At 64.1% G+C, this 14,004-nt stretch carries 12 protein-coding genes; 7 read left to right on the top strand and 5 right to left on the bottom strand.

Features of this window, described 5'->3' with window-relative positions:
- Positions 1-2: 2 nt before the first annotated feature.
- Positions 3-1,235, bottom strand: coding sequence for an aminotransferase-like domain-containing protein (locus JQ580_RS31765; protein ID WP_212284994.1), 1,233 nt, complete (start codon positions 1,233-1,235; stop codon positions 3-5).
- Positions 1,236-1,323: 88 nt separating this feature from the next.
- Positions 1,324-1,851 carry a DUF3124 domain-containing protein gene (locus tag JQ580_RS31760; protein WP_212285078.1) on the bottom strand — a complete coding sequence of 176 codons (528 nt, stop codon included), beginning with the start codon at positions 1,849-1,851 and terminating at the stop codon, positions 1,324-1,326.
- A 67-nt stretch (positions 1,852-1,918) separates the two neighbouring features.
- On the opposite strand from JQ580_RS31760, the gene JQ580_RS31755 reads away from it, so the two are divergent.
- From JQ580_RS31755 to JQ580_RS31740, 4 genes are all read left to right on the top strand, one after another.
- Positions 1,919-3,649 (top strand): cation:proton antiporter, encoded by a 1,731-nt coding sequence (locus tag JQ580_RS31755; RefSeq protein WP_212284992.1) that lies wholly within the window; start codon positions 1,919-1,921, stop codon positions 3,647-3,649.
- 145 nt (positions 3,650-3,794) lie between these two features.
- Positions 3,795-4,871, top strand: coding sequence for a 3,4-dihydroxy-2-butanone-4-phosphate synthase (gene ribB / locus JQ580_RS31750; protein WP_212284990.1), 1,077 nt, complete (start codon positions 3,795-3,797; stop codon positions 4,869-4,871).
- A gap of 128 nt (positions 4,872-4,999) precedes the next feature.
- Positions 5,000-6,214: an acyl-CoA dehydrogenase gene (locus JQ580_RS31745; RefSeq protein ID WP_212284988.1), complete on the top strand. Its 1,215-nt coding sequence runs from the start codon at positions 5,000-5,002 to the stop codon at positions 6,212-6,214.
- A gap of 168 nt (positions 6,215-6,382) precedes the next feature.
- On the top strand, positions 6,383-7,303 hold the full coding sequence (locus tag JQ580_RS31740) for an MBL fold metallo-hydrolase (RefSeq protein ID WP_212284986.1): 921 nt from the start codon (positions 6,383-6,385) through the stop codon (positions 7,301-7,303).
- Between the two features lie 127 nt (positions 7,304-7,430).
- Here the strand turns inward: JQ580_RS31740 and JQ580_RS31735 are convergent, their stop codons facing one another.
- Together JQ580_RS31735 and JQ580_RS31730 are read right to left on the bottom strand one after the other, a co-directional pair.
- Positions 7,431-8,285: a DUF1499 domain-containing protein gene (locus JQ580_RS31735; RefSeq protein WP_212284982.1), complete on the bottom strand. Its 855-nt coding sequence runs from the start codon at positions 8,283-8,285 to the stop codon at positions 7,431-7,433.
- Positions 8,286-8,476: 191 nt separating this feature from the next.
- Positions 8,477-10,105: a fatty-acid--CoA ligase gene (locus JQ580_RS31730; RefSeq protein ID WP_212284980.1), complete on the bottom strand. Its 1,629-nt coding sequence runs from the start codon at positions 10,103-10,105 to the stop codon at positions 8,477-8,479.
- A gap of 64 nt (positions 10,106-10,169) precedes the next feature.
- Between JQ580_RS31730 and JQ580_RS31725 the strand changes: the two genes are divergently transcribed.
- Positions 10,170-11,261, top strand: a complete 1,092-nt coding sequence (locus JQ580_RS31725; RefSeq protein WP_212284978.1) for an extensin family protein — start codon at positions 10,170-10,172, stop codon at positions 11,259-11,261.
- 36 nt (positions 11,262-11,297) lie between these two features.
- Here the strand turns inward: JQ580_RS31725 and JQ580_RS31720 are convergent, their stop codons facing one another.
- Positions 11,298-11,984 carry a L,D-transpeptidase gene (locus JQ580_RS31720; protein ID WP_094892196.1) on the bottom strand — a complete coding sequence of 229 codons (687 nt, stop codon included), beginning with the start codon at positions 11,982-11,984 and terminating at the stop codon, positions 11,298-11,300.
- A gap of 335 nt (positions 11,985-12,319) precedes the next feature.
- On the opposite strand from JQ580_RS31720, the gene JQ580_RS31715 reads away from it, so the two are divergent.
- Both JQ580_RS31715 and JQ580_RS31710 read left to right on the top strand, forming a co-directional pair.
- On the top strand, positions 12,320-13,297 hold the full coding sequence (locus tag JQ580_RS31715; protein WP_212284976.1) for a magnesium transporter CorA family protein: 978 nt from the start codon (positions 12,320-12,322) through the stop codon (positions 13,295-13,297).
- Positions 13,298-13,501: 204 nt separating this feature from the next.
- Positions 13,502-13,720: a hypothetical protein gene (locus tag JQ580_RS31710; protein WP_094975513.1), complete on the top strand. Its 219-nt coding sequence runs from the start codon at positions 13,502-13,504 to the stop codon at positions 13,718-13,720.
- Positions 13,721-14,004 lie beyond the last annotated feature (284 nt).

Below are 14,004 nucleotides of genomic sequence, written 5' to 3'. Positions count from 1 at the left end.
CCTCAGGCCCGCTTCTCTACATTGGCGCTACGGGCGGGCACCCCGAATTCCTTTCGGCAGACCTCGGCCCGCACGGCGACGCCCTCGCGGATCTGCTGATGCGTCGGGCTCGCAAAGCACAGCCGCAGACGTGAGCTGGAATGCTTCTTGTCGGTCGACCATTCCGGTCCCGGATTGATCGAGACTCCGGCGGCAAGCGCGGCCTGGTACAGTTTCAGCGTGTCGACATGGTCGGGCAGCTTCACCCACAGGAAGATGCCGCCCTTGGGCTCCTCGAACTCGGCAGCGGTCCCGAACTGTTCGTTCAGCGCCTCCATCAGCGTGTCGAGCTTGGTGCGTAGCGCCTTGGTCAGCGCCGGCACGTGGCTTGCGAAATGCGGCTTGCAGTAGGCGGCGAGTACCATTTGCTCCAGCGCGCCGGAGCCGGCATCCGTCTTCAGCGCCAGCATCCGCGACATCACCTCCCATGGCGCCACGATGAAGCCGACGCGCAGCGCCGGCGCGATCGACTTCGAGAACGAGCCGATATGGATCACGCCGCCACCCGGGCTCATCGCGTAGATCGCGGGCGGGCGCACGCCCGACCAGACCAGGTCTGCATAGCAATCGTCCTCGAAGATCGGCACGCCATATTCGGCCGCAAGCCGTACCAGCTCGGCGCGGCGACTCTCCGGCATGATGCTGCCGGTCGGATTTTGCACCGTCGGAATGGTGTAGATGTATTTCGGCCGGATGCCGCGGCTCTTCAGGTCAGCCAGCGTCGCGGCCAGCACATCCATGCGCATGCCGTGCTTGTCGAGGGGAACGCCCACGACGTTGACGCCGAGCCGCGCCAGGCGGGTCAGTGAACCCTGATAGCTGTCCTGCTCGAAGATCACGGTATCGCCGCGCGTCAACAGAGTCGCGTTGACGAGGTCGAGCGCCTGGAGCGAGCCGGACACGATCATGAGATCGTCGACAGTGCAGGCGATGCCGGCATCGCGCTTGAGTTTCGTCACCAGGAATTCGCGCAGCGGCAGATAGCCCTGCGGCCCATGCGCCAGCCCGTAAGTCGCCAGCGATCGGCCTTCCTTTTGCAGGGCGGAATTGGTCGCCTCGATCAGCCCCTCAAGCGGCAGTTGCTCGGAATCATTGTTGCCGCCGACGAAACTGTATTTGGCAAGGCCGGTCCAGCGCGCGGAAGGGGCCGGCAGCCCTGCGGGAAACAGGGGCGCGAACTCAAAGCTGGACGTCATGGGAGCGTTCCTCGTTCTGTTCTTGTTGAGCCAGCCGGCGTTTGCACCGGGCAGCCTTAATCCTGGCCAACCGTCCGGGTCGGACGGCTCAATTCTTTATGGCCGCCCTGGTCGGACGGCCCTGGCTGATGAAAGCGTAATGCGCATTGGCAACGCCGCCAACCATCAGGGCCTCGATCACCGGCTCGGCGATCTCGCCTGTCGCGGCCCAGTCGACGAGGAAATTGGCCCCGGTCCCGCCGCGCACGTCATCGGTCGGAATGAAGATCGAGACGGTGGCCAGCGGCCTCAAGGCCACAGGCGCCTTTAGATAGCTCTCGACCTGCTTGCCTGCGGTGTCGAAATAGGCGATGCGTTTGATTACCAGCGGCTGGGTCTCGGAGGCGTTGTGAACACTCAAGGTCACCGAGAAGTCGACGCGCAGCTTGCCCTGGCTCATTGCGACGCTGGAATAGGCAGGCACGTAGAATCCACCGGAAACGGCGAGCCCCTCTTTCGGCAGCGCGGTGAGGGAATCGGCAAAGTTCTGTTCAATATTGACCTTGGATTGTGCGGCGGCGGGCACGGCAAAGGCGAGGGGGCATAGCAGCATTGCTGCGAACAGCCCCTGTTGCATGTGACGAATTGCTCGCTTGCCGCGCTGCAACCCGGCCCTAGGGTGCGGCAAAACGGACCAATTTGGCATGCACGAGCTCATTCGCGACATCACTCTCTGTATTCTGTTTGCCTGGATGCTGGGCCTGCTCGCCCATTTCTCCCGGCAACCGTTGATCCTGGCCTATCTTATCGCCGGCTTCTGCATAGGTCCATTCGGCGCCGGCTGGGTCCACTCGCAGGAATCGATCAGCGTCATCTCGGAGCTTGGCCTGATCTTCATGCTGTTCATGATCGGGCTGGAGATCGACCTGAAGAAGATTGTGCGGGCGGGAAAGGTGATCCTGTTCGCGGCGGGTGGTCAGCTGCTCGGCGGCTGCCTGCTCGGGGTCCTGTTCTTCGTCGGCATCGGCCTGTCGCTCGGCGGCGGGCACTTCGATGCGGTCTATCTCTGCGTCGCCTGCGCGCTGTCGAGCACGGTGATCATCGTCAAGGTGCTGTACGAGAAGCGCGAGCTCGACACGTTGCCGGGGCGCATCACGCTCGGCGTGCTGGTGCTCCAGGACATCTTCGCCATCCTGTTCCTGGCGGTGCAGCCGAGCTTGGCCAATCTGGAAGTCAGCGTCATCCTGCTCTCAATCGGCCGCGTCGCAGTGCTGGTTGCCGCCGCGCTGCTGGTCAGCCGCTACGTGCTGCCGCGCGTGTTCCACCAGATCGCTCGGCGGCCCGAACTGATCCTGCTCGGCGCGCTGGCCTGGTGCTTTCTCGTCGCCGAGACCGCCGAGCGGCTGTCGCTGTCGCGCGAGATGGGTGCCCTGATCGCAGGCGTCTCGCTCTCGACCTTTCCCTATGCGCTCGACGTCACCGCCAAGGTCACCACGCTGCGGGACTTCTTCATCACGCTGTTCTTCGTCGCGCTCGGCATGACCATTCCCGTACCCGGCCTCTCCGTGATCGGACTGGCGCTGATGATCGCGGCTTTCACCGTGGTCAGCCGCCTCGTCACCACCTTCACGCCGCTCTATCTGATGAAGCAGGGCCTGCGCGCCAGCCTGCTGCCGGCGCTGAACCTCGCGCAGATCTCCGAGTTCTCGCTGGTGGTGATCCAGACCGGCGTCAACGATCATCATATCGCAGCACAGACGGCAAATGCCGCTTCCTTCGCCTTCGTGGTGCTCGCGGTGCTCTCGACCTTCGCGATGAGCCGCAGCGACGAGATTACCCGCTGGGCGATCGGCCCCCTGAAGCGGATCGGCCTGCGCGATCTCGACCATGGCAACGGCCATGGGGAGGAGGGGCACGAGGGCGACCATGGCGAGGCCCGCCGTATCGTCATCCTCGGCTTTTTCCGTGCGGCGAGCGCGCTGCTGGCCGAGATCGAACGGCAGGCGCCGGTGCTCTTGGAGCAGATCACCGTGATCGACTTCAACCCCAATGTGTACCAGACGTTGCTGTCGCGCGGCCTGCACGTGATCTATGGCGACATCAGCAGTGCGGATACGCTGCTCCATGCCGGCGTCGGCAAGTCCGAGATGATCATCCTCAGCGTGCCGGATTCGCTTCTGAAGGGCGCCAGCAACGAGAAGCTGGTCCGCCACGTCCGCACCCTGAACCCCACCGCCATGATCGTGGCCACCGCCGACCTGCTGTCGGACGTGGAGGAGCTCTATGCGGCCGGCGCCAGCTACGTCACCGTGACCCGGCTCAGCGACGCTCATGAACTGTTTACCGTGATCGAGGCCGCGCAGGCCGGCCTGCTCGCCGACAAGCGCGCCGAGCTCGACCAGCGGCTCGGCGAGCGCCGCGAAGTGCTGCCCTGACGGGCGCCTGAATCGCTGGTATCTTCGGTGCAAGCCTGTCCCATCTTGGCAGGCCTGCCGCGGCATATGCGGTTGCGTTCAGGACACTAGCGCCCCGGCCCAAGTCCGGCTAAGCCTCCCGCTCGTAACCGATAGAGATTGGGACATGCCCGATAGCGTCCAGGAAGTCTTGCAGGCCTTTGCCCGGGGTGAGCTCGTCGTCGTCACCGACGACGACGACCGTGAGGGCGAGGGAGACCTCATCGTCGCCGCCTCGCTCTGCACCGCCGAGAAGATGGCGTTCATCATCCGCCACACCTCCGGTATCGTCTGTGCGCCCGTGACCTCCGAGGACGCGCGTCGGCTGCGGCTCGATCCGATGGTCGCCCACAACGATTCCGCCCATACCACGGCATTCACGGTGTCGATCGACTACAAGCCCGACGGCGGCACCGGCATCTCGGCCGAGGAGCGCGCTTCCTGTTGCCGCGCGCTGTCCAATCCCAATGCCGGCGCCAATGATTTCGCACGCCCCGGCCACATCTTCCCGCTGATCGCCAAGGACGGCGGCGTGCTGCTGCGCTCGGGCCATACCGAGGCCGCCGTCGATCTCTGCAAGCTCTCCGGCCTGCCGCCGGTCGGCGTCATCAGCGAATTGATGAACGACGACGGCAGCGTGATGAAGGGCGAGCAGGTCGCCAGCTTCGCCGCCCAGCACAAGCTCAAGCACGTCACCATTGCGGACATGATCGCCTACCGCCAGGCGCGCGAGAAGCTGATCGAGCGGGTCTCGACCTTCGTCACCGAAAGCCCGATCGGACCCTTGCAGGGCTATGCCTATCGTTCGCCGTTCGATTCCATCGCCCACGTCGCGTTCGTCTACAACGGCGTCGGCGATGGCAAGAACGTGCTGACGCGCTTTCACAAGCCGAACATCGTCAAGGACATCTTCACCGGCCACAAGCGCATGGCCGCCGTGCTCGAGCATTTCAAGAACTCCGGCCGTGGCGTGCTGGTCTATTTGCGCGACGGTGCGGCCGGCGTTCCCGTGGCGGCGCTGCCGGACGAGTCTGCGTCGGAAGCCGACCGCAACCGCCAGTGGCGCGAGGTCGGCGTCGGCGCGCAGATCCTGCGCGACCTCGGCGTCACCTCGATCCGCCATCTCACCTCCTCGGTGCACGACTACAAGGGCCTGTCGGGCTTCGGCATCGAGATCGTCGCCAACGAGCAGCTCGAAAGCTGACTCCACCGTTGCCGGGCTCGCGCCGTTGCGCGCCCCGGAATGACCGAAATCAGGATGCAATTGCACTTGTTGCCGCGGCGCTTTAGTTTGTCGGGCAAATTCGACGGAACCAGACGAAAGGACGTTTCATGAGCGTGCGCCCCCAGGCCAAGGACAAGCCGGCTGCGGCTTCTTTCCAATGGGACGATCCGTTCCTGCTCGACGAGCAACTGACCGAAGACGAGCGCATGGTGCGTGACACCGCACGCGCCTACGCCCAGGACAAGCTGCTGCCGCGCGTCACCAAGGCCTATCTCGAGGAGAAGACCGACCGCGAGATCTTCAACGAGATGGGCGAGCTCGGCCTGATCGGCATCACGCTGCCGGAGGAATATGGCTGCGCCAACGCGAGCTACGTCGCCTATGGCCTCGTCGCGCGCGAGATCGAGCGGGTCGATTCCGGCTATCGCTCGATGAACTCGGTGCAGTCGTCGCTGGTGATGTACCCGATCTACGCCTATGGCGACGAGAACCAGCGCAAGAAGTACCTGCCGAAGCTCGCCAGCGGCGAGTGGGTCGGCTGCTTCGGCCTGACCGAGCCGGATGCCGGCTCGGATCCGGCCGGCATGAAGACGCGTGCCGAGAAGGTCGCGGACGGCTATCGCCTCACCGGCAGCAAGATGTGGATCTCGAACGCGCCGATCGCGGACGTGTTCGTGGTCTGGGCCAAGTCGGCCGCGCACGACAACCAGATCCGCGGCTTCGTGCTGGAGAAGGGCATGAAGGGCCTGTCCGCGCCGAAGATCGGTGGCAAGCTGTCGCTTCGCGCCTCCATCACCGGTGAGATCGTGATGGACGGCGTCGTGGTTCCCGAAGACGCGCTGCTGCCCAATGTCTCGGGCCTCAAGGGTCCGTTCGGCTGCCTCAACCGCGCCCGCTACGGCATCTCCTGGGGCGTGCTCGGCGCGGCCGAGGATTGCATGCATCGCGCGCGCCAGTACACGCTCGATCGCAAGCAGTTCGGCAGGCCGCTCGCCGCGACCCAGCTGGTGCAGAAGAAGCTCGCCGACATGCAGACCGAGATCGCGCTCGGCCTTCAGGGCTCGCTTCGCGTCGGTCGCCTGATGGACGAGGGCAAGTTCGCCCCCGAGATGATCTCGATCATGAAGCGCAACAATTGCGGCAAGGCCCTCGACATCGCCCGCGTCTCGCGCGACATGCACGGCGGCAACGGCATCTCGATCGAGTACCATGTGATGCGCCACGTCCATAACCTCGAGACTGTCAACACCTACGAGGGCACCCACGACGTCCACGCGCTGATCCTCGGCCGCGCCATCACGGGCATTCAGGCGTTTTTCTAGACGCCCAGGGAGCGAGGCGAGAAAACTCTCCTCCGTCATGGCCGGGCAAAAGCGCGAAGCGCGGTTTCGCGCCAGATGTCCCGGCCATCCACGTCTTGGGCCATGCGAAGAGCGTGGATGCCCGGCGCAAGGCCGGGCATGACGAAGTCAGCAAGGTATGAGCAAGCCATGTCCGACAATGACGACGTCCCGTTCAACCGCAACTTTCCGCTGAAGGCCGGCGTCGTCGAGGAAGTCCGGCCCGGCGTCCGCCGCGTGCTCTGCAACAATCCGAGCCCGTTCACCTTCACTGGCACGGTCAGCTACATCGTAGGCACCGGCAACGTCGCGATCATCGACCCCGGGCCGGACGACGCGGCGCATGCGGCTGCGCTGCTCGATGCCGTGCGCGGCGAGACGGTGAGCCACATCTTCGTCACCCACACCCACCGCGACCATTCGCCGAACACCGCGCGGATCAAGCAGGCGACCGGCGCGCCGGTCTACGCCGAAGGTCCGCACCGGGCCTCGCGCCCGCGGTTCGAAAGCGAGAAGCACACTCCGGAATCAGGCTCCGATCGCGACTTCGTGCCCGATATAAGGGTCGCCCATGGCGACGTCGTCGAAGGCGACGGCTGGCGGCTCGAGGCCGTGGCAACGCCGGGGCACACCGCCAATCATCTGGCGTTCGCCTGGCCGGAGCGAAAGTTCAACTTCGTCGGCGATCACGTGATGGGCTGGTCCACCTCGATCGTGGCGCCGCCCGACGGCTCGATGATCGACTACATGGACTCGCTCGACCGGCTCGCCGCACGCGAGGAGGATCTCTATTTCTCCGGACACGGCCCCGAGATTCCCGACGGCCAGCGCTTCGTGCGTTTCCTGATCCGCCACCGCAAGGCGCGCGAGGCCTCGATCCTGCACCGCCTCGCCAAGGGCGAGACCGACATCCCGACCATGGTCCGCGCGATCTATATCGGCATCGACCCGAGGCTCACGACGGCGGCCGGCTATTCCGTGCTGGCGCACCTGGAGGATCTGGTTGCCCGCGGTATCGTGGCGACCGACGGCGATCCCGTGATCGGCGGGACGTATCGGATGGCAAGCTAACCTCGTCATTCCGGGACTCGCGCAGCGAGAACTATGGTGCGCAATTGCGCACCCGAGATCCATCGGGCCGTACATTTGTCGAAGAATGGATTCCGGGCTCGTGCTTCGCACGCCCGGAATGACTGGCTTACTTCTTCACCGTCTTCGCCGGCGCCTTCGGCGGCGCCACCGGGGTCTTCTTCACCGGCTTCAGCGCGTCGGCATCGGCAGCGGTGTTGAGATCGTCGATGAACTTCTTGACGCGGGCGGCATTGCTGCCGAGATCCCTGTCGAAATTGCGCGAGGCCGAGCGGATGTCGACACGGGAATCGTCGCCGTCCGCCACGAATCTCATCGAAATGTCCTCGCGAAACCCCATGATCGGCGTGCGCGCCACCGCCTCGATGCGGCCGATCCGGCGCGGCGGCTGCGGGGCGCGCTCGTCGATGACGATCCATTTGCGCTTGTTGACGAGCTGGAGCGCGATCGCATAGGCGCGGTCGACGGAAATCTCGAGCTCGACGGGCTCGATATCGGGATAGAAGTGGCGCTGCTGCTCCGCCGAATAGAGTCCGGCATAGACCGCGGTGTTGGTGCCCTCGCCGGTGCGCAGACGCGCCAGCGCGTCGAAGCGCGGCGGATCAATCGGGTCGGTGGTGATGTCGTAGATCGGCGGCAGCTTGCGATATTGCAAGGCGAGATAGGCGGGATAGGCCAGGATTGCCCCGTCGATCAGGAACGCGAGCAGGATGCGCGCCATGCCGCGCGAGCCGTTCTGCCAGATCGCGGCAAAGCCCGCGAGCCCGAACAGGATCGAGAGGCCTGCTATTGCGAGCCCGCCGAAGAAGGTCGCAAGCGCCGGCTTCGGCTCCAGGAAATCGAAGCGGACGATGATGATCGAGACCACCACCGCCACCACCGCGAACACGGCCAGATTGCGCGCCCAGCTCGCAAGGCTGGACACGGGCTCCGACTGATAGGGAGCGGAAAACCTGCGGGCCATCGGGTGAGCTCTGCCGGGGTCTTTTGGAGCGGTGCCGGCCGATCTGGCGCGACGATGCGCCGTTGAGACCACGGCCCGGAGGCAAATTCAAGGGAGTCCGGGTTGTTACTGCCCGTCATCCCGGGGACGATGCAGTCACCGGCCCCGGGGGCGATGTGTAAGCATCGCCCCCGGAAAGACGCGTGAGCCCGTTACGCCGCCGCGTTCGGGAAGCGGTAATCCTTGAACTGGTCGCGCAGCGCCGTTTTCAGGATCTTGCCCGTGGCGGTGTGCGGGATGCCGTCGACGAAAGCGATGTCGTCGGGCATCCACCATTTGGCGATCTTGCCGTCCATGTATTTGAGGATGTCCTCGCGACTGGCCTGCTGGCCCTGCTTGAGCTGCACGATCAGCAGCGGCCGCTCGTCCCATTTCGGGTGGTAGACACCGATCACGGCGGCCTCGGCCACGGCGGGGTGGCCGACCGCGAGATTTTCCAACTCGATCGAGGAGATCCACTCGCCGCCGGACTTGATCACATCCTTGGAGCGGTCGGTGATCCGCATGTAGCCGGCCTCGTCGATGGTCGCGACATCGCCGGTGTCGAAGAAGCCGTCCTCGTCGAGAATGTTGCTGTCGACGCGATAATAGGCCTTTGCGACAGCGGGTCCGGAGACCTTGAGGCGTCCGAACGTCTTGCCGTCCCAAGGCAGCTCCTTGCCGGCATCGTCGGTGATCTTCATCTCGACCGCGAAAGGCGCGTAGCCCTGCATCTGCAGCACGTCGAGCCGGGCTTCGCCGGTCGCGTTCTGGAACGGCGGCTTCAGCGCCGCGACGCTGCCGATCGGGCTCATCTCGGTCATGCCCCAGGCGTGGCGCACGTTGGAGCCCATGTCGAGGAAGGCCTTGATCATCGAGCGCGGCATCGCCGAGCCGCCGCAGATCACCATCTTCAGGTCGGGCAGCTTGAGATTGTTGGCGGACATGTGCTGCAGCAGCATCAGCCACACCGTCGGCACGCCTGCGGTGTGCGTCACCTTCTCGGTCGAGAGCAGCTCATAGACCGAGGCACCGTCGAGCTTGGCGCCGGGCATGACCAGCTTGGTTCCCTGCGAGGGTGCAGAGAAGGCGATGCCCCAGCTGTTGGCATGGAACAGGGGAACCACCGGGAGCATTGTCTCGGACGCACTGGTGCCGAGCGCATCGACATTGTTGGCCATCAGCGCATGCAGCACGTTGGAGCGATGCGAATACAGCACACCTTTCGGGTCGCCCGTCGTGCCGGACGTGTAGCACATCGCTGCCGCCGTGTTCTCGTCAAAGTCCTTCCATTTGAATTTGCCGTCGGCCTCCGCGATCCAGTCCTCGTAGGCGACGACATTCTTCAGCGTGGTCTCGGGCATATGCGCCTTGTCGGTCAGCACGACGTAGCGCTCCACGCTGGTCAGCTTGTCGGCGATCTTCTCCAGGACCGGAACGAAGGTGATGTCGGTCATCACGATGCGGTCCTGCGCATGGTTGATGATCCAGGCGATCTGCTCGGGGAAAAGGCGGGGATTGACGGTATGGCAGATGGCGCCGATCCCCATGATGCCGTACCACACCTCGAGATGGCGCCAGGTGTTCCAGGCGATCGTCGCGACACGGTCGCCGAGCTTGATGCCTTCGCGATCCAGCACCTGCGAGACCTTGAGCGCGCGCTTGTGGATTTCAGCGTAGGTGGTGCGATGGATCGGTCCCTCGACCGAGCGTGTCACCACCTCTTGCTTGCCATGGATTTTGGCGGCGTGTTCGATGATCCGGTGGCAGAGCAGGGGCCAATCTTGCATCAAACCAAGCATTCCGACGTTCCTCCGGGAAGTCGCTGGGCGCGTTGTCGCTCTCAGCGTTGGGCCAAAGATTGCCATGGGTTTTAGCGTGCCGGACTTTCGCCGCAAATGGTCTTGTCGCGGCTATATGTCCGCTGGCGCGGCAATGGTTACCGCTGCGCTCGGGCTGTCGCTGGTGCTCGCCGAGAGGGCAGAGGCGCGAAAATATACATCCCCGCTGGATATTTTCGGTATCGCCGCACCCCGGCCGCGCCCCGCGGCTCATTCCGCCAGGATCCCGCTCCCGAGACCGCGCCCCGAGGAGGCGCCCAAGGCCGCGGACGAAGCCCCGCCGGCGCCGGACGGCAAGCCTTCCGCGGACAAGCCTTCCGCGGACAAGCCTGGCGCCGACAAGCCCGCCGAGGCTGCGGCACCACCCGAGAAGCCGGTCTCCGCCTGCCGCCTCGCGTTGACGGATGAGATCGCGATCGCGCCCTCCGTTCCGGATATCCGCGGCCCCGGCGCCTGCGGCGGCGAGGATCTGGTGCGGCTGGAAGCCGTCGTGCTGCCGGATAAGCGCAAGGTGACGGTCAAGCCGGCGGCGATCCTTCGCTGCACCATGGCTTCTGCGATCGCCGATTGGCTGCGCAAGGACATGGCGCCGCTGGCCACCAGCCTCGGCTCGGCCATCGGCGAACTCGACAATTTCGACAGCTTCGAATGCCGGGGACGCAACCGCGTCGCCGGCGCGCTGCTGTCCGAGCACGGCAAGGCCAACGCCCTCGACGTCCGCGGCATCAAGCTGGCAAACGGGCAGTCGATCGGCCTTACCGACCGGACCATGCCGCGCGAGGTGCGTGAGCGCGTGCTGCATTCGGTCTGCTCACGATTTTCCACCGTGCTCGGTCCGGGCTCGGACTGGTACCATGAGGACCATATCCATCTCGATCTCGCGCAGCGGCGCAACGATTACCGGATCTGCCAGTGGAACGTCTGGGATCCTCTGCCGCAAATCGCGCCGCTGCTGCCGGCGGAGCGCCCCGAGGAGGCGCCGCCGCGCGAGGTCGCAGCCAAATCCGAGACCAAGTCCGAGGCCAAGGACGGCGCCGACGACGATGCGGCGGAGAAGCCGGCCGCCGATGCCGGCAAGTCCCAGCCGCACAAGCCGGCAACAAAAAAGCGCCGGTGAAACCGGCGCTTTTGGATCTCGGAGATCAGCAGGGGGTCAGTAGCTGCCCGCCTGGCCGGTCTGGCTGCCGCCGAGCGCCAGCCGCGAATTGTAGGGTGAGTCGCCGTGCTTCGGCTCGAGCACCACGACGAGGGTGCCGAGCTTGACGCGATCATAGAGATCGATCGCGTCCTCGTTGGTCAGGCGGATACAGCCCGAGGAGATCGAGGCGCCGATATATTCCGGCTGGTTGGTGCCGTGGATTCGGAACAGCGTGTCTTTGCCGCCGGAATAAAGGTAGATCGCGCGAGAGCCCATCGGATTGTCCGGACCGGGTGCGACGTAGGTCGGCACGCCCAGGCGCGAGATCTCGCCGGGGGTGGGGTGCCAGGCCGGCCACTCGGTCTTGCTGCCCACCTTGGCGATGCCCGACCATGCCATGGCCTCTTCGCCGACGGTGATGCCGTAGCGGATCGCCTTGCCGCCATCCAGCACGTAGTAAAGATAGTGATTGTCGGAATCGACCACGATCGAGCCCGGCGATTCCTTGCGATGGTAATCGACGATGGCGCGGCGGAACGGCTCCGCAACCGGGGTGTTCTCGTACCTGACCTTGGCCAGCAGTTCCTTGTCCTTGGGCTTGAAGGCCTTTGTGTCGGTCGCCTCGAAATGCGTGGCCTGCATGCAGCCCGATAGCATCAGGCCGGCGGCCAGAATTCCCAATTTAACTTTCAGCGACGACATGTTTTGGTTCCAATCAAAGCAATACCGTGCAGAAGGCCTGAGCTTACCGCCCAAGTTCCTCGACTCCGTTAATCCCATTATCGTTGAAATCTGCACAATTCCAGCACTGAAGGGCTTATCCCGCGCTGCGAGACCCGACCTGTGGCTTTTCTGCCGCAAGATTTGCGGTCCCGCGCCGATTTTTGGGCTGCGAGAGGCGGACTGTCGATTCCGGGCCACAGTTGAGCCATGGCGCCGCCACAAATGCAAACGCTCCGTTAATGTGCTTGTCATCATGAACTTGTCAGAATCGCGCTAAGGCCTGTCATTCTGACGCAGGTTCTCTGGAGTTGTGCATGTTTTCGGTTTTCGTTCCCTCCGAGTCCGTCCTGAAGAAGGCTGTGATCGAAGATCTCACCGCTCTGCCCGAAAGCGCGGTCTGGATCGACCTCGTCAACCCCAGCGCGGCCGAGGACAAGGCGGTGGAGCGGCTCGCGGGGATTGCCATTCCGACCCGGGAAGACATGCAAGAGATCGAGATCTCCAGTCGCCTCTATATCGAGAACGGCGCGCGCTACATGACCGCGACGCTGATGTGCCACTCCGATACCGATATGCCCCGGACCACGGCGGTGACCTTCATCCTCGGCGACCACCGCCTGGTGACGGTGCGCTACGAACTGCCGAAGCCGTTCGCCTTGGTCGAGGCCAAGCTGGCCCGCTCCTGCACGCCGTCCATCACCGGCGAGATGGTCCTGATGGAACTGCTGGACGCTGTGATCGACCGCTGCGCCGACATCCTGGAGCGGTGCGGCGCCGAGATCGATCAGGTCAGCCACGACATCTTCGAGCCCGAGAGCGAGCGACACGGTCACGCCAAGCAATATTCCCAGATTCTGATCTCGATCGGCCGCAAGGGCGACCTGACCTCCAAGGTGCGTGAGAGCCTTGTCTCGATTGGCCGCGTCGTCGCCTTCCTCTCCGCGGTCGTGGAGGGCGTGAAATGGTCGAAGGACATGCGCGAGCAGCTCAAGACCATGCAGCGCGATGTGTCCTCTCTGACCGACCACGCCTCCTATCTCTCCAGCAAGATCACGTTCGTGCTCGACGCCATGCTCGGCGTCGTCAATCTCGAGCAGAACAACATCATCAAGCTGTTCTCGGTGATGGCCGTCGTCTTGATGCCGCCGACCCTGATCGCGTCGATCTACGGCATGAATTTCAAGACGATGCCGGAGCTGGAATGGACGCACGGCTATCCGTTCGCACTGGTGATGATGCTGATCGCCGCCATCGTTCCGTACTGGATCTTCAAGTGGAAGAAGTGGCTCTGATCACGTCGCGCTTGGAAAATAGCTACCGAGACCTTACGCCGGTCACACAGACACGGTGAATCGTGTCGCAGAATAGATCGGGATTGAGGCCGCGCGGTGACATGTTCGCCGTGCCGCAATTCCTCCGGTAAAATTTGAGCGGTGGGCTGAACGTTTGCGCGAAACTTGTCTGCGATAAGCAGGGCGTAGCCGCGAGGAACAGCCATGGTTGAAAAACACATAACGTCGCCCCGCAACGTCATCGACCTCGCGAACTATCGCCAGGTCCTGGCGAGCGGCAAGGCGTCGTCGATGTCGGCACGTATGTGCCGGCACTGTGGTGCTCCGCTGCTCGACGGTGAGAATGACGACGACTGCTCGACCGCATTCAGCACGGCCGCTCCAATGCCGCGCGACAGGTCACGTCGGATTCGAATCGATTGAGGAACGGAAGGCGAGGGCGATCCAGGTCTTGCGGCGGCGTTGTCTGGATCGCCTTGCTTCCCTTCTGCGAAGTGTCTCCAGAACAATCGGCTGAGGTCTGACCGGCGGGTGAGCTGGAGACTGACAGAGCCTGTGTCGGCCTCTGTCAATCTGCCGTCGCAAAAATATTCCGCTTTACCGAAATTCGGTTTCGGCGTATGTGTCGCTCCATCCCGGCTCACCCAGGAGGGGCGACGTGAAGTCGTCACGTTCGCGAGCCGGGCTTGCGGTGGACGCGGCAGCGT

The sequence above is a fragment of the Bradyrhizobium sp. SZCCT0148 genome, assembly GCF_018129985.1.
In the GTDB taxonomy this organism is placed as follows: Bacteria; Pseudomonadota; Alphaproteobacteria; order Rhizobiales; family Xanthobacteraceae; genus Bradyrhizobium; species Bradyrhizobium japonicum_H.
This window is presented reverse-complemented; position numbering and strand designations above follow the sequence as displayed.